Source organism: Micromonospora sp. NPDC005707, from assembly GCF_040631005.1.
Taxonomy (GTDB): domain Bacteria; phylum Actinomycetota; class Actinomycetes; order Mycobacteriales; family Micromonosporaceae; genus Micromonospora.
This window is the reverse complement of record NZ_JBEXYR010000008.1, coordinates 335,481-356,214: the sequence shown is the minus strand read 5'-3', so window position 1 is coordinate 356,214 and position 20,734 is coordinate 335,481. Positions and strand designations below refer to the sequence as shown.

The 20,734-nt window shown below is 72.6% G+C and carries 24 protein-coding genes; 18 read left to right on the top strand and 6 right to left on the bottom strand.

Features of this window, described 5'->3' with window-relative positions; all coding sequences use genetic code 11:
• Positions 1-6 precede the first annotated feature (6 nt).
• Complete coding sequence (locus ABZ452_RS19100; protein ID WP_357944355.1) at positions 7-201, bottom strand: DUF397 domain-containing protein; 195 nt, start codon at positions 199-201, stop codon at positions 7-9.
• Positions 198-983, bottom strand: coding sequence for a helix-turn-helix transcriptional regulator (locus ABZ452_RS19095; RefSeq protein ID WP_357944353.1), 786 nt, complete (start codon positions 981-983; stop codon positions 198-200). Before ABZ452_RS19095 ends, ABZ452_RS19100 begins: the two co-directional genes overlap by 4 nt.
• 284 nt (positions 984-1,267) lie before the next feature.
• Between ABZ452_RS19095 and ABZ452_RS19090 the strand changes: the two genes are divergently transcribed.
• The 12 genes from ABZ452_RS19090 (at position 1,268) to ABZ452_RS19035 (ending at position 13,247) form a co-directional block, all read left to right on the top strand.
• The gene (locus ABZ452_RS19090; protein WP_357944611.1) at positions 1,268-2,008 is read left to right on the top strand and encodes a flavin reductase family protein; all 741 of its coding nucleotides are present in this window, start codon (positions 1,268-1,270) and stop codon (positions 2,006-2,008) included.
• A 159-nt stretch (positions 2,009-2,167) separates the two neighbouring features.
• Positions 2,168-2,536 carry a DUF485 domain-containing protein gene (locus tag ABZ452_RS19085; RefSeq protein ID WP_357944350.1) on the top strand — a complete coding sequence of 123 codons (369 nt, stop codon included), beginning with the start codon at positions 2,168-2,170 and terminating at the stop codon, positions 2,534-2,536.
• A complete protein-coding gene (locus ABZ452_RS19080) occupies positions 2,514-4,187 on the top strand; it encodes a cation acetate symporter (RefSeq protein ID WP_357944348.1) in 1,674 nt (557 codons plus the stop codon). Before ABZ452_RS19085 ends, ABZ452_RS19080 begins: the two co-directional genes overlap by 23 nt.
• A gap of 74 nt (positions 4,188-4,261) precedes the next feature.
• Positions 4,262-5,242, top strand: a complete 981-nt coding sequence (locus ABZ452_RS19075; protein ID WP_357944345.1) for a UDP-glucuronic acid decarboxylase family protein — start codon at positions 4,262-4,264, stop codon at positions 5,240-5,242.
• 74 nt (positions 5,243-5,316) lie between these two features.
• Positions 5,317-6,570, top strand: coding sequence for an LCP family protein (locus ABZ452_RS19070; protein ID WP_357944343.1), 1,254 nt, complete (start codon positions 5,317-5,319; stop codon positions 6,568-6,570).
• 208 nt (positions 6,571-6,778) lie between these two features.
• On the top strand, positions 6,779-7,990 hold the full coding sequence (locus ABZ452_RS19065; protein WP_357944340.1) for an LCP family protein: 1,212 nt from the start codon (positions 6,779-6,781) through the stop codon (positions 7,988-7,990).
• Between the two features lie 208 nt (positions 7,991-8,198).
• Positions 8,199-9,116, top strand: a complete 918-nt coding sequence (locus tag ABZ452_RS19060) for an LCP family protein (RefSeq protein ID WP_357944337.1) — start codon at positions 8,199-8,201, stop codon at positions 9,114-9,116.
• Between the two features lie 28 nt (positions 9,117-9,144).
• Positions 9,145-9,480, top strand: coding sequence for a rhodanese-like domain-containing protein (locus ABZ452_RS19055; RefSeq protein ID WP_357944334.1), 336 nt, complete (start codon positions 9,145-9,147; stop codon positions 9,478-9,480).
• Between the two features lie 14 nt (positions 9,481-9,494).
• Positions 9,495-10,286, top strand: coding sequence for a glycerophosphodiester phosphodiesterase family protein (locus ABZ452_RS19050; protein ID WP_357944331.1), 792 nt, complete (start codon positions 9,495-9,497; stop codon positions 10,284-10,286).
• 76 nt (positions 10,287-10,362) lie between these two features.
• A complete protein-coding gene (locus tag ABZ452_RS19045) occupies positions 10,363-11,817 on the top strand; it encodes a PAS domain-containing sensor histidine kinase (RefSeq protein WP_357944328.1) in 1,455 nt (484 codons plus the stop codon).
• A gap of 67 nt (positions 11,818-11,884) precedes the next feature.
• Positions 11,885-12,301 (top strand): ATP-binding protein, encoded by a 417-nt coding sequence (locus tag ABZ452_RS19040; protein WP_357944608.1) that lies wholly within the window; start codon positions 11,885-11,887, stop codon positions 12,299-12,301.
• Between the two features lie 61 nt (positions 12,302-12,362).
• Positions 12,363-13,247, top strand: a complete 885-nt coding sequence (locus tag ABZ452_RS19035) for a DUF5926 family protein (RefSeq protein WP_357944325.1) — start codon at positions 12,363-12,365, stop codon at positions 13,245-13,247.
• Here the strand turns inward: ABZ452_RS19035 and ABZ452_RS19030 are convergent.
• Positions 13,234-14,454: an arginine deiminase gene (locus ABZ452_RS19030; RefSeq protein WP_357944322.1), complete on the bottom strand. Its 1,221-nt coding sequence runs from the start codon at positions 14,452-14,454 to the stop codon at positions 13,234-13,236. The genes ABZ452_RS19035 and ABZ452_RS19030 overlap by 14 nt on opposite strands.
• A 163-nt stretch (positions 14,455-14,617) precedes the next feature.
• On the opposite strand from ABZ452_RS19030, the gene ABZ452_RS19025 reads away from it, so the two are divergent.
• The 5 genes from ABZ452_RS19025 to pheA all read left to right on the top strand — a co-directional run bounded on the left by ABZ452_RS19025 (position 14,618) and on the right by pheA (position 18,066).
• Entirely contained in the window at positions 14,618-15,355 is a 738-nt protein-coding gene (locus tag ABZ452_RS19025; protein WP_357944319.1) for a hypothetical protein, read from the top strand.
• 226 nt (positions 15,356-15,581) lie between these two features.
• Positions 15,582-16,037 (top strand): PAS domain-containing protein, encoded by a 456-nt coding sequence (locus ABZ452_RS19020; protein WP_357944316.1) that lies wholly within the window; start codon positions 15,582-15,584, stop codon positions 16,035-16,037.
• A gap of 75 nt (positions 16,038-16,112) precedes the next feature.
• On the top strand, positions 16,113-16,502 hold the full coding sequence (locus ABZ452_RS19015; RefSeq protein ID WP_357944314.1) for an ACT domain-containing protein: 390 nt from the start codon (positions 16,113-16,115) through the stop codon (positions 16,500-16,502).
• Positions 16,503-16,583: 81 nt separating this feature from the next.
• Positions 16,584-17,099, top strand: a complete 516-nt coding sequence (locus ABZ452_RS19010; protein WP_357944312.1) for a hypothetical protein — start codon at positions 16,584-16,586, stop codon at positions 17,097-17,099.
• A gap of 10 nt (positions 17,100-17,109) precedes the next feature.
• A complete protein-coding gene (pheA, locus tag ABZ452_RS19005; protein WP_357944309.1) occupies positions 17,110-18,066 on the top strand; it encodes a prephenate dehydratase in 957 nt (318 codons plus the stop codon).
• Positions 18,067-18,109: 43 nt separating this feature from the next.
• On the opposite strand, the gene ABZ452_RS19000 is transcribed toward pheA, so the two are convergent.
• The 3 genes from ABZ452_RS19000 to ABZ452_RS18990 form a co-directional block, all read right to left on the bottom strand.
• Positions 18,110-18,832, bottom strand: a complete 723-nt coding sequence (locus ABZ452_RS19000) for an AIM24 family protein (RefSeq protein WP_357944307.1) — start codon at positions 18,830-18,832, stop codon at positions 18,110-18,112.
• A gap of 95 nt (positions 18,833-18,927) precedes the next feature.
• Positions 18,928-19,272 (bottom strand): metallopeptidase family protein, encoded by a 345-nt coding sequence (locus ABZ452_RS18995; RefSeq protein ID WP_357944606.1) that lies wholly within the window; start codon positions 19,270-19,272, stop codon positions 18,928-18,930.
• 86 nt (positions 19,273-19,358) lie between these two features.
• A complete protein-coding gene (locus ABZ452_RS18990; RefSeq protein WP_357944305.1) occupies positions 19,359-19,787 on the bottom strand; it encodes an OsmC family protein in 429 nt (142 codons plus the stop codon).
• A gap of 118 nt (positions 19,788-19,905) precedes the next feature.
• Between ABZ452_RS18990 and ABZ452_RS18985 the strand changes: the two genes are divergently transcribed.
• Positions 19,906-20,649 carry a hypothetical protein gene (locus ABZ452_RS18985; protein ID WP_357944303.1) on the top strand — a complete coding sequence of 248 codons (744 nt, stop codon included), beginning with the start codon at positions 19,906-19,908 and terminating at the stop codon, positions 20,647-20,649.
• Positions 20,650-20,734 lie beyond the last annotated feature (85 nt).

The following is a 20,734-nucleotide window of genomic DNA, read 5'->3' as shown; positions in this document are numbered from 1 at the left end:
GGCCGCTCAGCCTAGATCGGCCCGGCGGAGGCTCGTGATCAGGGAACGCCAGGCGTCCGGGGTGAAGGCGAGCGTCGGCCCGGCCGGATCCTTGCTGTCCCTCACCAGCACCACCCCGGGCAGGTTGCCCGCCACCTCGACACAGTTGCCGTCATTGTCGGACCGGTTCGACTTCCGCCAGCGGGGCAGGGCACTGGTCATGACGTCACCCTCAGCTTGTTGATCACTTCGATGGAGGCGCTCGCGCCGAGCGCCTCCGCCAGGAGACGCTCCCACTTCCGCTGCACCCAGCCTATCCACTCCGGATAGTCCGCGATCTGGCCGCGAGCGGCGTTGTCCAGGCAGAGCAGACGATCGTCGCCGGGTAGCTGCGCGAGAGCGAAACCGCCTCCCATTGAGGGGTGCGCGCCAACCTCCAGCGGAAGGACGTGCAGCCGCACCTGCGGCAGCTCAGCTGATTCCACCAGGTGGCCAAGCTGGCGGTCCATCACGGCCGGACCGCCGACTCGGCGCTGCAACGCACTCTCGTCGACGACGAAGACGCACTCGGGTGGATCATCCCGGTGGAACAACCTCTGCCGGTTCATCCGGAAGCTCACGAGTTCTTCGACTCGATCGCTGTTGTACAGGCCGCCCGCCGAGAAGACCGCCCGCGCATACTCCTCGGTCTGCAGGAGGCCGGGGATCAAGCACGGTTCGAAGTTGCACAACCGGTTGGCCCTCTGCTCATAGCTCGGCCACGGCTCGAACGAGGTCGGCCCGCTCCTTTCCTCGTCCTTCTTGATCAAGTTGGTGAGGAGGCCGCCGGTGCCGAAGGCCTCGTCGGCGGCGACGGCGAACTCCATGGTCGGCCGGCGTCGCCCGGTCTCGATGGCGGCCACCGTGGAGGGGCTCCACCTGATCAGCGTGGCCAGCCCCTCCTGGGAGACGTCCGCACCGGCCCGGGCGGCCTTGAGCGCCCGGATCCACATCTCGATGTCCATCCTTACGTCCCCGGTAAGTACGTGATCGCGCTGTGTAGTAAGCCCTGGCATCCTCCCGCGCCGGGCGCGCCGAGTCCAGGGTGGAGAGGCGCGGCCCGGCTGGTGGAGGCGACGACCCGGCGGCTGGTCCTGCGGCAGGTCGCCCCGGCCATCCCCCGGCCGGGGCGACCCCTTCCCCGGGAGGCGTGATGGGAGACGACCGCCGAGATCTTGGACGGAAACGGCCCCCCGAGGGGCCGAATTCGTCCAAGATCTGGACGAGGCCGGGCCGGGCGCACGTGGCGATGCGGCCCGTGTGGCGGTGCCGGGTGTGCGGGGCGCACTGGCCGTGCCAGCCGGCGCGGCTCGCGCTGCTGACGGAGTACCGGCACGATCGGACCGCGCTGCTGCTCTATCTGGGTCGCCTCATGGCGGAGGCCGGCGAGCAGCTTCCGCGAGCCCGGGACCTGCACCAGCGCTTCCTCGGCTGGGCGCGGGGCCGGGGCGGCACAATGTTTCACGTGAATCATGAGCCGGGCGCCGAGATCCATCACACCGACCCGTTCGCCGTACCGGCCGGGCAGCGCTCGCCGGTCCGCCGGCTGCGCGGCCGGCTGGCCGCCCCGGTGACGCTCTGGACAGCGCCCGGCCCGGCCGGGCTGACCGTCTCGTCCACCCTGGTGGCCGAGGGGGAGCCGGACCGGCTGCTCGGGCTGGTCGACCCGGAGTCGGAGCTGTGGGCGGCGGTCGAGGAGGCGGGCCGGTTCGCCGTCGCTCCGCTCGGCCCCGGGCACCGGCAGCTCGCCGACCGGTTCGCCGGGCTCTTCCCGTCCCCGGGCGGCCTCTTCGCCCTCGACTCCTGGACCGACACCCCCTACGGGCCGGTGCCTGCGGACGCCGGCGGGTGGGCCGGGTGCCGGCTCGACACCGCCCGGGAGTACGGCTGGGGCCTGCTGGTCGAGGCCACCATCGAGGCGGTCGACCTGGCCGAGGAGACCGCGCCGCTGCTCCACTACCGCGGTCGCTACCGGGGGCTGACCGACTGACCACCGACCGCTGAGCGGAGTGACCTGGGTCACTCGGCGCAGCCGGACTGCCGTTCGGCGCAGACGTCGACCATGGCCGATCGCGGCCTTCCCCGGCGGGGAGCGCGCTCTCTACCGTGCGCGAAAACTCCCCACGCCTGCGAAGGTGGTGATCCACAGATGTCCACGGACACACCCGCGTCCGCACCCGCCGAGTCGGCGGCGGAACGGTACCTCGCCGTCCAGCGGTCGGACGAGTTCGCCGGGTTGCGGCGCGCGCTGCGCGGCTTCGTCTTCCCGATGACCGTCGCGTTCTTCCTGTGGTACGCGCTCTACGTCATCCTCTCCGCGTACGCGCGGGGTTTCATGGGCACGAAGCTGGTCGGCAACATCAACGTCGCCCTGGTCTTCGGCCTGCTCCAGTTCGTCTCCACGTTCGTCATCGCCTGGCTCTACTCGCGGTTCGCCGACCGGAAGATCGACCCGGTCGCCGACCGGATCCGCGCCGAGATGGGGGAGGTGACCCATGAACGCGGTCCTCGCGGCTGAGGCGGGCAGCACCACCGCCCGGAACCTGACGATCACCCTCTTCCTGATCTTCGTGGCGATCACGCTGGCCATCACGGTCTGGGCCAGCCGGCAGACCAAGACCGCCACCGACTTCTACGCCGGCGGCCGGTCCTTCTCCGGCTTCCAGAACGGCATGGCCATCGGCGGCGACTACATGTCGGCCGCGTCCTTCCTGGGCATCGCCGGCCTCATCGCCCTGTACGGCTACGACGGCTTCCTCTACTCGATCGGCTTCCTGGTCGCGTGGCTGGTGGCGTTGCTGCTCGTGGCCGAACTGCTGCGCAACTCCGGCCGGTACACGATGGCGGACGTGCTGGCGTTCCGGATGCGCCAGCGTCCGGTCCGGACCGCGGCGGCGGTCTCCACCATCACGGTGTCGATCTTCTACCTGCTGGCCCAGATGGTCGGTGCGGGCGCGCTGGTCGCCCTGCTGCTCGGCATCAAGCCGGGCACCACCTTCCTGGGCATGGACGCGGACACCGCCAAGGTGGCCACGATCATCCTGGTCGGCGCCCTGATGATCATCTACGTCACGGTCGGCGGGATGAAGGGCACCACGTACGTCCAGATCGTCAAGGCGTTCCTGCTGATGACCGGCGCGATCGTCATGACCCTGCTGGTGCTGGCGCACTACAAGTTCAACCTGTCCTCGCTGCTGGGTGACGCCGCCAAGCAGTCGGGCAAGGGTGCGGCCTTCCTCGAACCCGGGTTGCGCTACGGCGTGGAGACACCCGGCGACGCGCTGAAGACCTTCTACAGCAAGATGGACCTGCTCTCGCTGGGTATCGCGCTGGTGCTCGGCACCGCCGGCCTGCCGCACATCCTGATCCGCTTCTACACCGTGCCGACCGCGAAGGCGGCCCGGAAGAGCGTGCTCTGGGCCATCGGCATCATCGGCACCTTCTACCTGCTCACCCTCGCCCTCGGCTTCGGCGCGGCGGCGCTGGTCGGCGGTCAGGCGATCACGGCGCAGGACAAGGCCGGAAACACGGCCGCGCCGCAGCTCGCCGAGGCGCTCGGCATCGACTTCTTCGGCGGGGACCTGGGCGGGGCGACACTGCTGGCGATCATCGCGGCGGTCGCCTTCGCCACGATCCTGGCGGTGGTCGCCGGGCTCACCCTGGCCTCCTCGTCCAGCCTGGCGCACGACTTCTACGCCAACGTGGTGAAGGACGGCCAGGCGTCCGAGCGGCAGGAGGTGAACGTCGCCCGGATCTCCGCCCTGGTGATCGGCGCGGTCTCCATCGTGCTGTCGATCTTCGCGCAGAGCCTGAACGTGGCGTTCCTGGTGGCGCTGGCCTTCGCGGTCGCCGCCTCGGGCAACCTGCCGGCGATCCTCTACAGCCTGTTCTGGAGGCGGTTCAACACCTCGGGCGCGGTCTGGGCGATCTACGGCGGCCTGCTCGCCGCCGTGGTGCTGGTCTTCTTCTCCCCGGTGGTCTCCGGGGCGCCGACGGCCATGTTCCCCGACCACGACTGGCACTGGTTCCCGCTGTCGAACCCGGGCATCATCTCGATCCCGATCGGCTTCCTCTGCGGCTGGATCGGCACGCTGCTGTCGAAGGAGCAGGACGAGGAGAAGTACGCCGAACTGGAGGTGCGCTCGGTCACCGGCGCCGGCGCGCACTGATCACACCCCCCCCACCCCCGGTGGGCCGGAGCCGACGACGGCTCCGGCCCACCGGCTTGAGTAGGCTGGCCGGCATGAAGGTCGCTCCCCGCTTCGGCTCCGGACATCGCATCCTCGTCACCGGCGGCGCCGGCTTCGTCCCGTCCCACCTGGTCGACCGGCTCGTCGAGCGCGGGTGCACGGTCGTGGTGCTGGACAACTTCGTCACCGGCTCCAAGGACAACATCGCCCACCTCCTCGAGAAGCCGACCTTCACGCTGATCGAGGCGGACATCTCCGAGGGCCTGCCGACCGACCACCCGGCGATGGCCGAGCGGTTCGACGGGATCCTGCACATGGCCTCCCCGGCCAGCCCCACCGACTTCGAGAAGCTGCCGGTGGAGATCCTGCGGGTCGGCTCGGTGGCCACCCTGCACCTGCTGGAGCGGGCCACCGCCGACGGCGCCCGGTTCCTGATGGCCTCCACCTCCGAGGCGTACGGGGACCCGAAGGAGCACCCGCAGCGCGAGACGTACTGGGGCAACGTCAACCCGATCGGCATCCGGAGCGTCTACGACGAGGCCAAGCGCTTCTCGGAGGCGGCCACCATGGCCTACCACCGCAGCCGGGGCACCGACACCGCGATCGTCCGGATCTTCAACACGTACGGCCCGCGGATGCGGCCGGACGACGGCCGGGCCATCCCGACCTTCATCTCCCAGGCGCTGCGCGGCGAGCCGATCACCGTGCACGGCACCGGCAACCAGACCCGGTCGATCTGCTACGTCGACGATCTGGTGCGGGGCATCCTGCTGCTGCTCGACTCGACCCAGACCGGCCCGATCAACTGCGGCACCGAGCACGAGATGTCGATGCGGCAACTGGCCGAGACGATCGTGTCACTGACCGGAAGCAGCTCCGAGGTGAGCTACATCACCCGCGCCGCCGACGATCCGGAGAAGCGGCGCCCCGATCTGACGCTCGCCCGTGAGCTGCTGGGATACGAGCCCACCGTGACGCCCGAAGACGGCCTCCGACGCACGATCGAGTACTTCCGCGGCCGGCTAGGGTACTGAGTCCCGCTGGGAGGAGGCTGACACCCGGCTGCGCCTCAGGGCGCGGGTGGCTCCGCCGACCTACCCTCGGTTACATGTCAGCGACCTCGTCTGCCGGCGTCCCGCTTCCCGCACGTCTGAGTCGGAGCGCGGGCCGCGCCCAGGTTCCCGGCTCCGGCCAGGGCACCACCGGGCGTGCCCGCGCGACCGACGCCCGCTGGTACCCCTCGCACGACGACGAGCCGCGCTCCGGCGGCCCCGGGGGTCCGGGCGGACCGGCCGGGCCGGCCGGGCCGGGCGGGCCCGGCGGCGGCGCCGGCGGTCCCGGCCGGCGCGGCCCGCGGCCGAGGTGGGGGCGCATCGGCCTGGTGGCCGGCGTCGCGGTGCTGGTGCTGGCGCTGCTCGGCGGCGCGGGCGCCTGGCTCTACGCCCGCAACCTCAACGGCGATCTGGCCCGGACGGACCCCTTCTCGCAGATCACCGGGGGCCGGCCGGCCAAGCAGGTCGACGGCGCGTTGAACATCCTGCTGGTCGGCAGCGACTCGCGGGACCCGGACGCCGAGGTGGACGCCGCCGGCAAGTGGCGGGCGGACACGCTGATCGTCATGCACATCCCGGCCGACCACAAGCAGGCCTACCTGGTCTCGATCCCGCGTGACCTCTACGTGCCGATCCCGGAGAGCGCCGGCGCGTCCTGCGACTCGGGCTCGCGCAACAAGATCAACGCTGCCTTCGCGTTCGGCGGCCTGCCGCTCGCGGTGAAGACCGTGGAGTGCTTCAGCGACGTCCGCATCGACCACGTCATGGCGATCGACTTCGGCGGCTTCAAGGAGGTCACCGACGCCCTCGGTGGGGTGGACCTCAAGGTGGAGCGGACCATCAACTCGATCCACAAGCCGTACCGGACGTTCACCAAGGGCGTGAACCACATGAACGGCGCCGAGGCCCTGGACTGGGTCCGGCAGCGCAAGCAGTTCCCCGACGGCGACTTCGCCCGGATGCGCCACCAGCAGGAGTTCCTCAAGGCGCTCATGGACAAGGCGGCCAGCACGGGGACATTGACCAACCCCAAGAAGCTCAACGATTTCCTCAAGGCGGTCACCGCCGCCGTCACGGTCGACCAGGGATTCTCGTTGACCGACATGGCGCTGCAGTTCCGCAACCTGCGCGGGGAGAACCTGACCTTCCTCACCAGCCCGAACCTGGGGGGCCAGACCGTCGACGGCCAGTCGGTGGTGGTCTCCGACCGGGAGAAGGCGCTGGCGATGTACAAGGCCATCGCGGCGGACACGATGGCCGACTGGGTGAAGGCCAACCAGAAGACCGACACCGACGGGAGCGGCGGCTGACGCCGCCCCCGCGAGGCAACACATCCGGTCGGCGGTCAAGGCTCTTTCAACGGTGAGCCAACCGCCGACCGGATCTTTTCAATTGGCCGTTCGGTCACAACCCTGAGCCATTGGCCGAGATTGACGGGAATAGCCCTCGCACGAGGTCGCGAGAACGGGAACAGATACGTACAGTGGTCCCGCCCCCGATCACCGAGCTGGAGCACGCATGCCGGTCCAGACCAGCCGTCGCCCTCAGTCACTGGAGCCCGGTTCGCCCGGGCGGGTTCCCCCGATCATCCCCACGCAGCCCGGCCACGGCGGCCGCGGGCCCGGCGGCGGGAAGAAGCGCACCAAGCGCAAGGACCCGTTCTGGGCCAAGCTCACCGTGATCTTCGGTGCCGTGCTGATGATGACCAGCGGTGTCGCGATCGTCGGCAGCAAGGCGGTGATCGGTCAGGCGACCAGCAGCATCGACCAGGGCAACCTGCTCGGTGAGGCGGGCAAGACCGACGCCGAGGGCGGCAACAGCCTCGAAGGCCCGATCGACATGCTGCTGCTCGGCGTGGACGCCCGCCAGCGCTGGGCCGCCGACGACGTCCGCTCGGACACGATCATCATCCTGCACATCCCGGCCACCCACGACCAGGCCTATCTGATCTCCATCCCCCGGGACACCGAGGCACAGATCCCGGCCTTCGAGAAGAGCGGCTACCGGGGCGGCACCGACAAGATCAACGCGGCTTTCCAGATCGGCGCCCGCAACGGCGGCGGCTGGGAGGGCGGCGCCCAGCTGATGGCCAAGACCATCAAGTCGATGACCGGCATCAGCTTCGACGGCGCCGCGATCATCAACTTCGGCGGCTTCAAGAACGTGATCGACGCCCTCGGCAGCGTGCGCATCTGCGTGAGCCACGAGGTCAAGTCGCACCACATGATGATGGTCGACGGCAAGCCGATGTGGAACGCGGACGCGAAGAAGACCGGCAAGGCGATGACTCCGGTGGTGCACAAGAAGGGCTGCAAGGAGATGGAGGGCTGGGAGGCCCTCGACTACGCCCGCCAGCGCTACGGCCTGCCGAACAGCGACTACGACCGGCAGCAGAACCAGCAGCAGCTGATCAAGGCGATGGCCAAGAAGGCCACCGACAAGGGCATGCTGACCAACCCGATCAAGCTGAACGCGCTGATCAAGGCGGCCGGCAAGGCCTTCATCCTGGACACCGGCGGCGTGCCGATGGCGACCTTCATCTACACGCTCAAGGGCGTCAGCGGGAACGACCTGGTCACCCTCCGGACCAACGGCGGCACCTACAGCAGCGCCGGCAACGGCCGGGAGAAGTTCAACGAAACGACCATGGAGATGTTCCAGGCGGTCAAGAAGGACAAGCTCGCGGACTTCGTGGTGTCGAACCCGTCCGTCCTGTCCACCCGCAAATGACCTGGTGACCGGCCGGTAGCCGCGGCGAAAGCGGCACCGCCCGGGGCTTCCCCCCGTAGCCTGACGTGAGCGGGTCTCATGTCGCGGCTACGGGGGGTATGTCACGTCCAGGCCAGCACGGAACGCACGCGGGCGGGGTCGATCCGCCCGCTGGTCCCGGTTCCTGCTCGGCGCCGGTCTCGCGCTGCTCCTGCTCGCCACCCTCGGCGTGGCCGGGCTGCACTGGCTCACCAACCGGTACGACCGCACGGTCACCAAGGAACAGCTGCTCGACGCGTCGGCCCGGAAGTCGCGTACCAACCTCTCCGGCCCGCTCAACTACCTGCTGATCGGCTCCGATCACCGGCCCGGCGCGAACCCCGAGGACCAGCGCTCGGACAGCATCCTGATCGTGCACGTGCCGGCCGGGCTCCGGCAGGCGTACCTGATCTCCGTCCCGCGGGACCTGCTGGTCGCCATCCCGGCGGCGTCCGGCTACGGCGGCGGCCAGGACAAGGTCAACGCGGCGTACGAGCACGGCGGCGGTGGCGAGGCCGGGGCCCGGCTGCTCAGCGCCACCCTGGCCCGGCTCACCGGGGTCCGCTTCGACGGCGCCGCGCTGATCGACTTCTCCGGCTTCAAACAGGTCATCGACCTGCTCGGCGGTATCCGGATGTGCGTCGACACCCCGGTCCGGTCGATCCACACGAAGACCCAGTTCGACACCGGCTGTCAGCAGATGGACGGCGCCCGGACGCTGGACTACGTACGGCAGCGCTACGACCTCCCCGGCGGCGACTTCGACCGGCAGCGACACCAGCAACAGATGCTCCGGGCGGTGCTCGACCGGGCCGGCCAGACCCACCTGCGCAGCGACCCGGTGAAGCTGGACCGGGTGCTCCGGGCGGCCGGCGGGGCGCTGACCCTGGACAGCAACGGCGTACCCCTGGAGGACCTGCTCCTCGCGCTCCGCGGGCTGCCCGCAGACGCCCTGCACGGCGTCCAGGTGCCCTCCTACCCGCAGACCATCGACCAGGTCTCCTACGTGGTGCTGGACAACGGCGGCGGCGGGCTCTTCGACGCGCTGCGCGGCACCCGCATGCCGGAGTGGGCCGCCGCCAATCCCCGCTGGGTCAACCACCTCTGACCGGACGGGCCGTCTAGGCTTGGTAGCCGTGTTCGGACCACAGGTTCCCAGCGTGCCCGCGTCGGCCGTGCCCGACGACCTCTACCTGCTCGACGTCCGGGAGGACGACGAGTGGACCGCCGGCCATGCGCCGGCCGCCCACCACCTGCCGATGACCGAGCTGCCCGCCCGGATGGCCGAGGTGCCCGACGACCGCGAGGTGGCTGTGATCTGCCGCTCCGGCGGGCGGTCCGCGCAGGTGGTCGCCTACCTGATGCGCAACGGCTGGGACCAGGTGCGCAACGTCGAGGGCGGGATGGGCGACTGGGCCGCCGCCGGCCGCCCGGTGGTCACCGACGACGGGCAGCCGGGCCGGGTCGCCTGAGGCGCGACGCGGCCATGACCGTCCCCCTGGTCTTCGCACACCGCGGCGCGTCGTACGACCTGCCGGAACACACCCTCGCCGCCTACCTGCGCGCCCTCGACGAGGGCGCGGACGGGCTGGAGTGCGACGTCCGGCTCACCCGGGACGGGCACCTGGTCTGCGTCCACGACCGCCGGCTGGACCGGACCAGCAACGGTCGCGGGCTGGTCAGCGCGCGGACGCTCGCCGAGCTGGAGGCGCTCGACTTCGGCTCGTGGCACCCCGGCGGTGTGGCGGCCGACGGGGACGAACGGCTCGACGAGTCGCACACCCGGCTGCTCACGCTGGAGCGGCTGCTCGACGCGGTGCTGGCCGCCGGGCGGCCGGTCCGGCTGCTGATCGAGACGAAGCACCCGTCCCGCTACGGGCGGGACGTCGAGCGCCGCCTGGTCACCGTCCTGCGCCGGTACGGCCTGGCCGAGCCCGGTCCGGACGACCCGGTCCGGGTCACGGTGATGTCCTTCTCGCCGCTCGCCGTACGCCGGATCCGCGACCTCGCCCCGGCGCTGCCCACGGTGCTGCTGCTGGAGGTGCTGCCGCGCTGGCTGCGGCTGGGCCGGCTGCCGTTCGGCACCCGGATCGCCGGGCCGGGGATCGGCCTGGTCCGGGCCCGTCCGCAGCTCGTCCCCGCGCTGCGCGCCGCCGGCAACCAGGTCTACGTCTGGACGGTGAACGAGCCGGCGGACCTGGAGCTGGTGCTGGCCGCCGGGGTCGACGGGGTGATCACCGACCGCCCCGCCCGGACGTTGGCCCGGTTGGGCCGGTGAGGGCGGCCGGTCCGACCGGGGTGCGGTCGCCCGGCCGGGGGTGTCCCCGCACCGGGCGGCGGGGCACACTCGGGACATGCCGGAGCGAACCGACTTCACCGCCCTCATCGCCGGCCACACCAGCGTGATCAAGATGATCAACTCGGGTGAGGCCGGCCTGGCCGTGCTCACCCGGCTGCTCCGCGAGGTGGAGCCCGCCGTCGGCGCGGCCGGCCTGGTGTTCGTGGAGTTCGCACCCACCGGCGGCCGGGTGATCGCGGCGACCGGCAGCGCCGAGTTCGTCACCGGCCGCCCGCTGCCGGCCACCGACCCGGCCACCGTCTGCCTGCTCTCCGGCCCGCCGGTACGCGAGGTCCGGGTCGACGCGATCCCCGGCGCGCTGGCCGACGAGGTCGCCGCGCGCGGGCTGCGCCGGATGATCCTGGCGCGCGCCGAGATCGGCGGCCTGACCGTGGGCAGCCTGCACGCCCTCTACCCGGAGGGCGAGCCGCTGGACGCCTCCCAGCGGGCCGTGGTCGGCTACGTGGCCGCCTGCATCGCCCACATGTACGGCGACCAGACCGGGCTGCCGGTGCACGGCGACGGCCCGGTGGTGGCAGCGCTCGCCGACGGCCTGGCGGTGGTGGACCGCGAGCACCACGTGCGGCTCTGGAACCCGGCCGCCGCCCAGGTGACCGGGCGGCCCGCCGGTGAGGCGCTGAGCCAGCCGCTGCCATTCCCGCTCCCCCCGTCCGGGCAGGTCCTCGACCACCGGCTGCCGGACGGCCGCTGGCTGCGGATCACCTCCGGCGAGCTGCCCGGGCCGGGCACCCTGCGGGTGGTCACCTTCCGCGACATCACCGACCAGCAGCGGCGCGACAACGACCGCGACCTCTTCGTCGCGGTGACCAGCCACGAGCTGCGCACCCCGGTCACGGTGATCAAGGGATACGCGGACACCCTCACCGACCACTGGGAGTCGCTCAGCGACGACGACCGGCGGCAGGCCGCCCGGATCATCGGCCAGCGCGCCAACGAGCTGGCCCGGCTGGTCGACCGGCTGCTCACCGCCGCCACCGAGAACCGCCCCGGCGGCGAGCCGGCCGCCCCGTTCGACCTGGCCGACGCCCTGCGGGCGGCGGTACCCGACCTGCCGGCGGACGTCCGGCACCGGGTGGTCCTCGACCTGCCGGCCGACCTGCCCAAGGCGCTCGGCGACCGGCACAGCCTGGCCACCGTGCTCACCGAGCTGAGCACCAACGCCGGCAAGTACTCGCTGCCGGACACCCCCATCGAGGTCTGCGCCGAGGCGAACGAACGCACGGTTTCCTTCCGGGTCGCCGACCGGGGCATCGGCATCCGGCCGGAGCACGTGGAACGGGCGTTCGACCGGTTCTGGCAGGGGGAGTCCGGTGACCGGCGCCGCTACCCGGGAGCCGGGCTGGGGCTCTATCTCGTCCGGCAGATCGTTGAACAGCAGAATGGATGGGTATCCCTACGACCGAGGGCCGGTGGGGGTACCGTCGCAGAGGTGCGGCTGCCACGGGGGTGAACCCGGCCCGCACCGGGGTGGGGAAGGAACGACGGTGGGGACGGGTTCGGCCGAACGATCATGGTGCGTGGTGGTGCCCCACCACGCCACCGGCGCGCGCCTGGCCCGGCACCGGCTCGCCGACGAGTTGGCCGACGTCGTACCCCCGCCCCTGCTGGCCGACCTGGTGGCCGTCCTCGCCGAGCTGGTCGGCAACGCCGTCCGGCACGCCGACCCGCTGCCCGGGGGAGTGGTCCGGGTGGCCTGGCGGCTCCGAGCGGCGGCCGGTGGGCAGACCGTCCAGCTCCGGGTGACCGACGGCGGCTCCGCCTCCGGCCCGCTCATGCGTGTCGCCACCCCGGACGCCGTCGACGGGCGCGGCCTGCACATCGTCTCCGGGCTGGCCAGCCGCTGGGGCGTCGAGCGGGACGGGCTGGGCCAGAGCGTCTGGGCCGAGTTCGACCCGACCGGTTGCACGCGTCCGGACCTGGTCGTGGCCGGTTGAGCCGACCGGGGAGGCGGGTCCTGCCCACGGCCGTCCGGTCCGGCATCTAGGCTGTGTCGCCGTGAGCAAGCGTCGAAAGAGCCAGCGGGCCGCCGAAGCCACCCCGAAGCGGGAGAAGGTGCGCGACGTCTTCGTGCCCCGACCGTTCGAGGGCCTGGTCGACGAGCCGGAGTGGATCGCCCTGCGCGAACTGGTCCCGGCCGCCTCCGCGCCGCTGCGGCTGACCCCCGAGCTGGTCGAGGAGCACGGCGACCGGCCGGTGATCCTGGCCACCGTGCTGCCGATGGCCGCCCCGGCGATGACCAAGCCGGACGGGCGGGTCTTCATCGGCCTCCAGCGGCACCAGCAGTCCGGTGACGTCTCGCGGGACCTGGCCGACGCGCTGCTCTGCGCGCTGCGGACCGAGCCGGGCAGCCAGGTGAGCGTGCCGCCGCTGCCCGGGCCGGGCCCCCGCCTCCAGGACATCCTGGTGGACGGACCGCTGGAGATCACCATGCACGACGGCTTCGAGTTCTGGCTCGACCCGGGCGCCGCCGACGACCCGGGCGTGCAGGCGTCCCTGGAGCGGGCCAACGCGGCCATCTACCCGACGGTCAAGCTGGCCGCGGCGCGGGCCGCGTACTGGTGTCAGGTGCCCGAGAAGGCGCACGTGCGCTGGGTGCTGCCGGACGACGAGGACGCCGCGCTGGACGCCCTGTCCCGGCTGAGCGTGGCCGGCACGCTGACCCTGGGCGACGACACCCGCTTCGCCGGCATGTTCCGGGCGCACGGCCGCCTGGTGCCGGTCTGGGACCTGCCCGAGGACGTCCCGGCCGCCGACTGGGAGGAGCCGGTGACCGGCTTCGCCAAGCGGTACGCCGAGGCGCTGGAGGAGCGGGAGCCGCTGGACGCGGCCGCGCGCCGGGCCCGCCAGGGCCTGCTCGGCCGCCAGCTCACCCTGCGCTGAGGCCCAGCGGCTCGCGGACCAGCGGGCAGGACATGCAGCGGGGCCCGCCCCGCCCGGAGCCCAGCTCGGACCCGGCGATGGCGATCACCTCGATGCCGGCCCGTTCGAGCTGGGCGTTGGTCTCCACGTTCCGCTCGTAGCCCACGCAGAGCCGGGGGGCGAGCGCGAGCGTGTTGTTGCCGTCGTCCCACTGCTCCCGCTCGGCGGTGACCGGGTCCAGCCCGGTGTCGATCACCCGGAGCTGGTCGAGGTCCATGGCGTCGGCGGCGGCCCGCAGGAACGGCGCCGGGCCGTCGACCCGCGGGTCCTCGCCGTCCGCGCCGGCGATGACCGTGTACGCGGACAGCTCGCTGGCGATGTTCGGATACATGAGCACGGCGTCGACGTCGACCATCGTGCAGACCGTGTCGAGGTGCATGGTGGCCCGCTCCTGGGCGATCGGCACCACCAGGATGGTGTGCGCGAGCCCGGCGGCGAAGACCTGCCGGCCCAGCCGCTCCGCCCCGGCCGGCGTGGTCCGCTCGCCCACCCCGACGGCGAGCACCCCCGGTGCGAGCAGCAGCACGTCGCCGCCCTCCAGGTGCTCCAGCTCGGGGTGGTAGACGAACTCGGTGCCGACGAACCGCGGGTGGTGGCGGTAGATCGCGTCGGTCAGCGTGGTCTCCCGCCGACGGGCCGGCATGGCCAGGCTGGTCACCCCGACCCGGTCCCCGATCCAGACCGACGAGTCGCGGGTGAAGAGCAGGTTGGGCAGCGGGTCGATGACGAAGTCGTGCCGGTCCATCAGTGTCCAGACCAGACCGCCGGGGCGGTCCGGGCCGATCCGCAGCTCCTCGTGGGCCAGCCCGGCGACGAACACGTCGGCCAGCGCGGCCGGGTCGAGGTACGTCAGGTGGTCGGCGACGCGACGGCGCAGGGTGTCGCCCAGCCGGGGCGAGCGGAGCACCAGCTCGGTCAGCTCGGCCCGCGCGTCCGGCACGGCGAGGGTCTCGGCGAGCAGGGTGGCCAGGTAGAGCACCTCGACCCCGCGGGACCGCAGGGCGGCCGCGAAGGCGTCATGCTCCTCCTGCGCCCGTCCCACCCATGGGATAGCGTCGAAGAGCAAGGAGTCGTTGTTGCGTGGGGTGAGGCGGGCGAGTTCCGGCCCCGGGCGGTGCAGCAGCACCGTGCCGAGCCGACCGACCTCGCTGTCCACGTAGTGGGTCACCTTCGCAGCCTAGGACAGGCTTCCGCACCATCCGAGAAAAGAAGTGTGAATGAATATGGCATTCATCCGCACTCATTCCGGCGCTCCAACTTGCCGAGCACCGGGGGGCGCAACGTAGGGTAGTGGAGACATAACTTCGAGAGACCTTTTGCCGGAGGTCGCGATGACTGTCTTTCCCGCTCGCCGAGCCGTACCGAGCCGGGCACTGCCGCCCGTCTCGGTGCCGCACCCCCGGGTCGAGTCCACCTCGGTGCTCGAGCCGGCCCGACCGACTCCGCTGGAGTGGGCCCGCCGTCGGCGGGCCGAGCGGGGGGCCCGCCGGTTGGAGGCGGCCGGGGCCCGGGCCCTCGGTCAACTCGACCACCTCGGCCCCGCCTGGCACGTCATCGAGTGGCCCCGCACCGACGCCGCGGACGTCCTGCTCGACCGCACCCGTGACGAGCGGGCCGGGTTCCTGGCCATCGGGCCGAGCGGGCTCTTCGCGGTCACCATCGCCGACCACGGCCGCGCCCGGGTGCTCGTCGCCGGCGACGTCGTGCAGATCAACGGCAAGCGTCCGCCCTATGTGGCCGAGGCGCGCCGCGACGCCAAGCGGGCCAGCAAGGCCCTCTCCGACGCCGTCGGCCTGCCGATCCCGGTGAGCCCCGTGCTGACCTTCGTCGGCTCCGGGGTCATCAGCGTCTACGGCCTGCCGAAGGACTGCCTCATGGCCACCCACCGGGAGCTGGACCGCCTGCTCGTGGCCGGTGGCAACCGGATCAGTCCGGCCACCGCCGAGAAGCTCTCCCGGGTCGCCCAGTCCCCGTCGACGTGGCTCAACGGCACGTACCGTCCAGCGGCCGACTACCGGTGGTACGACGAGGGCCGAACGGCCGCTGACAAGCGGGCCGCCCGCCGGTAACGTCTCCGGCGACGCCACGCGGTCCGCGGGTCCGCCCCGGTGGTTCCGTCGGCCCGCGCCGTCGCCGGCCGCCCGGCACCGGGCACCGTCGCACCGACACCTGTCCCCCGGTCCCGCCGAGCCCCGGACCCCGTGCGGCTCCGGCCACCGGAGACGCAGCGCGGTCGGGCGGTCGTCGTGACGACCGGCTAGCGTGGACAGACCGTCGGTGTACATAGGAGGCGCGGTGGCCCACGTCGAACTCTCGCTCTCGGAAGTGTTCGTGCCTCCGGCGGGGACGCCCACCGAGCAGGAGTCCGACAATGTCGGGCGGTGGTCCGGCATGGTCTCCCAGGCCGCCGAGCCCTGCCTGCTGATCGACGCCGACACCACCGTGGTGGCCATCTCCTCGTCCGGCTGCGACCTGCTCTGCCTCGGCGCCCCGGAGGACGTGATCGGCCGGCCGCTGCTGGAGGGCGGCCTGCGCCTGGTCGACTTCACGGCCAGCCCCAGCGAGCTGACCGAGCAGGAGACCGACAAGATCCCGCCGCTGCTGGCAGTGCACTCCGGCCGGCTGGCCCGGGGGCTGCTCCGGGTCCAGGGGCCCGGCTCCGACGCGGGCACGACGGTCGACGCCATCTCCACGCCGGTGCTCACCGACGGCCAGGTGGCCGGCTCGCTCACCTTCTTCTCGGCGGTCTGACCTGCGGGAATGTGTGGCGATCGCCGCACCGGGCGGTGCTGGGGCACAGCCACGCGGAGGCCATAGGGTGCCCTCATGCTCGATGTCGCTCTGTTGCCGGGCGCGTACGCGGTGTGCCGCCTGCCGGCCGGCACCGTGCTGCCCCCGCACACCTGGGGCGCGCTGGGCGACCGCGACGTGGTGACGGTGAGCTGGACCGCCGACGGCGTCTCGGTGATCTGCCCCGCCGAGCGGGCACCCGCCGGGGCGGACGTGGAGACCGAATGGCGCTGCCTGCGGCTGGTCGGCCCGCTGGACGCGGCGGTCACCGGCACCCTCGCCGCGCTGATCGACCCGCTCGCCCGCGCCCGGGTCAACGTGGTGGCCTTCTGCACGTACGACACCGACCACCTGCTGGTGCCCGCCGTGCGACTGGTCGAGGCGACGAACGCGCTGGAACGGGCCGGGCACCGGGTCCAGACCTGACTTCACCCGCCCGGGTGATCCTCCTACGATGGGCTCGGCCGACCGGCCATGACGACATCCGTCGATGCCGAGGATCGCACCGTGCCCTGCATCCCGCCCCACCCCGCCCGCCGACGCCTCCCGGTGGTGCTGGCCGCCCTGCTCGCCCTCGCCGGCTGCGGCGCGCCGCCCCAGCTGACCGACCCGGCCGCCTCCGCGACCACCGCCCCGACCACCTCCGCCACCCCCAGCGCGACGCCGGCCGCACCGGTGACCCCGACCGGGCCGGCCCGCACGGCGCCCACCCCGGACCCGACCGCCACGCCCTGCCGGTCCGGCCCGTCCGGCGACCGGGTGATCGCCCTGCTGCGCGGTTCGGCCCGGGTGCTGCCCCGCGACGTCCGGGTCACGGTGCGGACGGGCCCGCTCTGCGCGGAGGGCTGGCAGTACACCGTGCTGGCGGTCAGCGGGCACGAGGAACTCCAGGTGGTCACCCGGGGCCGGCCCACCGCGCTGGAACTGGTCACCGCGGGCACCGACGTGTGCGGCGTGGAGGTGCGGGCCGCCGGCCCGTCCGGCATCCGGACCCTGGCCTGCGACGGCACCCCCGGTGCGTAGTCTGGTCGACATGCCGGGAACACCGCCGACCCGCTTCGTCTACCTGGGTCCCGAGGGCACCTTCGCCGAGCAGGCGCTGCGCACCGTCCCCGCCGCCGAGCGGGGTGGCCGGACGCCGGCGCGCAGCGTGGGCGAGGCGCTGGACGCCGTACGGGCGGGCGAGGCGGACGCGGCGCTGGTGCCCATGGAGAACTCGATCGGCGGCGCCGTCGGCGTGACCCTGGACGAGCTGGCCGAGGGGGAGCCCCTGGTGATCACCCGTGAGGTGATCCTGCCGGTCGAGTTCGTTCTCGCCGCCCGCTCCGGCGTCGCGCTGGCCGAGGTGCGCACCGTGGCGGCCCACCCGCAGGCGTCCACCCAGTGCCGGGGTTGGCTCCGCGACCACCTGCCCGACGCCACGGTGGTCGACGTGCTGTCCAACGGCGCCGCCGCGGCGGGCGCGGCGAACGGCGAGTACGACGCCGCCATCTGCGCCCCGATCGGCGCCACCCGGCACCGGCTGGCCGTGCTCGCCGACAAGATCGCCGACCACCCGGACGCGGTGACCCGGTTCGCGCTGGTCTCCCGCCCCGGCCCGCCCCCGCCCCCGACCGGCGACGACGTGACCTCGCTGGCGGTCTACATCGCGCACGACCGGGTCGGCGCGCTGCTCTCGGTGCTCACGGAGCTGGCCACCCGCGGAGTGAACCTGACCCGGATCGAGTCCCGCCCCACCGGCGAGGCGCTCGGCCGGTACGTCTTCTTCCTCGACTGCACGGGCCACGTCGCCGACGTGCGCCTCGGCGAGGCGTTGCAGGGGCTGCGCCGGGTCTGCGCGGACGTGCGCTTCCTCGGGTCGTACCCCCGGCACCGCTGGAGCCCGGCGGCGGGCGACCGGCCGGTCCCCGCTCCGGCCGGCCTCTCCGACACCGACTACGCGGACGCGGCGGCCTGGCTGACCCGGCTGCGCGCCGGCGAGCTGAACTGACGGTGGCGGGGCGCCCGGAGCGGGCGCCCCGCGCACCGGACGGTCACTGCAGCAGGCCGCCGAGCAGGCCGCCCTGCTGCTGCTGGGCGCCGCTGCCCTGCACCGGAGGCTCCTCCGAGGGCTGGACCACGACGAAGCCCTGACCGGCGAAGCTCATCGTGAACGCCTCGCCGGTGCTCCGGCCCAGCAGCGTGCCCAGGCCGAGCTGCTCGGCCCGGTGGTAGCCGGTCTGGAGGTTGGCCGACCAGCAGACCGCGGCCTGCGGGTCGACGTAGGTGGGCTGGTCGACGTTGAGCACCACCGGGGTGCCCTTGGTGGTGACCGCGATCCGGCCGTGGCCGGTGAAGACGCAGTTGAACAGGCCGGACGAGGACGCCATCCCGGCGCCACCGACCATCTTGATGTCGTACTGGAGGGTCGAGTCGAAGGCCAGCACGCTGGAGCCGTTGATCGACAGGGCGTCCCCGGGCTCCAGGTCGATGATGTGCACGTCCTTGGCGAGCTCGGCGAGGAAGACGTCGCCGCGCCCGGAGAGCTTCATCAGCGGCACGCCCTCACCGGTGAGCCGCTGCTTGATGAACTTGCCGATGCCGCCGGAGCCGAGCGCCTGGAACTGCACCTGACCCTGGTACGCGACCATGGACCCGACGCGGGCCATCGCCTCGCCGTTCAGCTCGATCTTCAGCATCTTGGAGTTCTGCAGCCGCATGCCCGGCTGCTGGGACTCCTTCTCAAGGTTCTCCGCGGAGAACAGCGCGCTGCGCATGGGGTTTCCTCCTGCATCGGGATGTGCCTGCACCGGAGGTTAGGGGACCCGCGCAACAGCGGGGATCAGCCGAGCGGGGCGCGCCGCGGGCCCGGTCAGCCCCACCCGAGGGCGTGCAGGCGCGCGTCGTCGATGCCGAAGTGGTGGGCGATCTCGTGCACCACCGTCACCGCCACCTCGTCCACGACGTCGTCCTCGGTGTCGCAGATCCCCAGGATGGGGTTGCGGTAGATGAGGATGCGGTCCGGCAGCACGCCGGCGTAGTCCCAGCCCCGCTCGGTGAGCGCGTGCCCCTCGTAGAGCCCGAGCAGGTCCTCGCCCGGCGGCGGGTCGTCCTCGACCAGGATGACCACGTTGCTCATCAGCCCGAGCAGCTCCTCGGGCACCTCGTCGAGCGCCTCGCCGACGAGCTCCTCGAACCGCTCCCGGCTCATCTGCACGGCCACGCGGCCCGGCCACCCTTCACGATCGGCGCGCGACACGGCAAGGGCGCCCGGTGGGAGCACCCTTGCCGTGTCGGGCGTGGTCAGCCCAGGCGGGCGTTCAGCGTGATCTGCGCGCCCGGGGAGAGCAGCCGGGAGATCGGGCAGTTCTCCTTGGCCGCCTCGGCCAGCTTGGTGAACTCGGCCTCGTCCAGGCCCGGGACCTGGCCGACGGTCTCCAGGTCGATCCGGGTCACGGTCATGCCGGCGTCGGTCTTGTCGAAGTGCACCTTGGCGGTGGTCTCGACCGAGGCGTCGGTGGCGCCCGCGTCGGCGAGCTGCTTGGAGAGGGCCATCGAGAAGCAGCTGGCGTGTGCGGCGCCGATCAGCTCCTCGGGGTTGGTGCCCTCGCCCTCCTCGAAGCGCGACTTGAAGGAGTAGTTGCCGGTGAGGCCGCCCTTGCCGGTGCGGACGGTGCCGGACCCCTCGGTGAGGTTGCCCTGCCAACGAGCGGAAGCGGTACGGATAGGCATGGCACCGACGCTAACCGAAAGCTGCCCGGCCCGCACCGGCCTGCGCGCTTGCGCTCCCTGTCACCGGGTGCCGCTTGTGCCATGATTCGACCCAGGCCCGCGTACGGGAAGGTGGCCGATGTCCCAGGATCCCCCCATCCCCAGGCAGGACAACCGGTCCGACGACACGACAGTCGTGGAGTGGGGCGACGCCGAACCGGCCCCGCCCGGCCGGGTCGGGCGCTCGCTCGCCGGCCTGGGCCGGGACCACCGCCTTCCGCCGGTGCTCGCCGGCCTCGGCGCGGTGGCCGCGGTCGCCTCGCTGATCGGCGAGTGGCTGGTGGTGACCGTACCCAACGAGGGCCCGGACGGGAGCAGCACGATCCGGCTTCCGAGCGGGGTCGCGGAGGTGGGCGGCTTCGGGGTGGCGTACCTGGTGGGACTGCTCGGCCTGGCGGTCGCCGTGGCCCTGGCGCTACGCGGCGCGCCCCCGGTGCGGCAGCACGCCCGGCTCGCGGGTCTCGGTCTCGCGGCGGCCCTGCTGGCCGTGCTGACCGCGACCGCCTTCTCGCTGCAGGAGGTGAGCCGCCGCGCCCTCTTCTTCCCCGCCGAGCAGCGGTTGCAGGTCGAGCACGGGCGCGGCCTGGTCACCGCCTTCCTCGCCACCGTGCTGCTGGCCGCCGCGCTGCACCTGTCCGGCCGGGCCGGCGCCAGGCCGGACGGCCGGGTGGACGAGCCCCGGGCGGAGCCGGCCGACGGGGCGCCGGACGGCTGGTCCGGGCGGGGCCGGCGCCGGGCGGCCGAGGACGAGCTTCCGCCGGCCCCGGCCGACCTGAGCGTGCAGCCCACCACGCCCTTCGCCCGGCCCGAACCGCCCCGCTGACCGGCCGGCGACCAGGCCCTTCGCCCGCCCGAAACCGCCCGCCCGCACCTGCGGAGCGGGCCGTGCGGGCGACACCGGACGGCCG

What these genes read in the sequence shown, in the direction of transcription:
- ABZ452_RS19100 (WP_357944355.1), bottom strand. Translation starts at nt 201, where the DNA reads ATGACCAGTGCCCTGCCCCGCTGGCGGAAGTCGAACCGGTCCGACAAT.
- ABZ452_RS19095 (WP_357944353.1), bottom strand. Translation starts at nt 983, where the DNA reads ATGGACATCGAGATGTGGATCCGGGCGCTCAAGGCCGCCCGGGCCGGT.
- ABZ452_RS19090 (WP_357944611.1), top strand. Translation starts at nt 1,268, where the DNA reads ATGCGGCCCGTGTGGCGGTGCCGGGTGTGCGGGGCGCACTGGCCGTGC.
- ABZ452_RS19085 (WP_357944350.1), top strand. Translation starts at nt 2,168, where the DNA reads ATGTCCACGGACACACCCGCGTCCGCACCCGCCGAGTCGGCGGCGGAA.
- ABZ452_RS19080 (WP_357944348.1), top strand. Translation starts at nt 2,514, where the DNA reads ATGAACGCGGTCCTCGCGGCTGAGGCGGGCAGCACCACCGCCCGGAAC.
- ABZ452_RS19075 (WP_357944345.1), top strand. Translation starts at nt 4,262, where the DNA reads ATGAAGGTCGCTCCCCGCTTCGGCTCCGGACATCGCATCCTCGTCACC.
- ABZ452_RS19070 (WP_357944343.1), top strand. Translation starts at nt 5,317, where the DNA reads ATGTCAGCGACCTCGTCTGCCGGCGTCCCGCTTCCCGCACGTCTGAGT.
- ABZ452_RS19065 (WP_357944340.1), top strand. Translation starts at nt 6,779, where the DNA reads ATGCCGGTCCAGACCAGCCGTCGCCCTCAGTCACTGGAGCCCGGTTCG.
- ABZ452_RS19050 (WP_357944331.1), top strand. Translation starts at nt 9,495, where the DNA reads ATGACCGTCCCCCTGGTCTTCGCACACCGCGGCGCGTCGTACGACCTG.
- ABZ452_RS19045 (WP_357944328.1), top strand. Translation starts at nt 10,363, where the DNA reads ATGCCGGAGCGAACCGACTTCACCGCCCTCATCGCCGGCCACACCAGC.
- ABZ452_RS19025 (WP_357944319.1), top strand. Translation starts at nt 14,618, where the DNA reads ATGACTGTCTTTCCCGCTCGCCGAGCCGTACCGAGCCGGGCACTGCCG.
- ABZ452_RS19015 (WP_357944314.1), top strand. Translation starts at nt 16,113, where the DNA reads ATGCTCGATGTCGCTCTGTTGCCGGGCGCGTACGCGGTGTGCCGCCTG.
- pheA (WP_357944309.1), top strand. Translation starts at nt 17,110, where the DNA reads ATGCCGGGAACACCGCCGACCCGCTTCGTCTACCTGGGTCCCGAGGGC.
- ABZ452_RS19000 (WP_357944307.1), bottom strand. Translation starts at nt 18,832, where the DNA reads ATGCGCAGCGCGCTGTTCTCCGCGGAGAACCTTGAGAAGGAGTCCCAG.
- ABZ452_RS18990 (WP_357944305.1), bottom strand. Translation starts at nt 19,787, where the DNA reads ATGCCTATCCGTACCGCTTCCGCTCGTTGGCAGGGCAACCTCACCGAG.
- ABZ452_RS18985 (WP_357944303.1), top strand. Translation starts at nt 19,906, where the DNA reads ATGTCCCAGGATCCCCCCATCCCCAGGCAGGACAACCGGTCCGACGAC.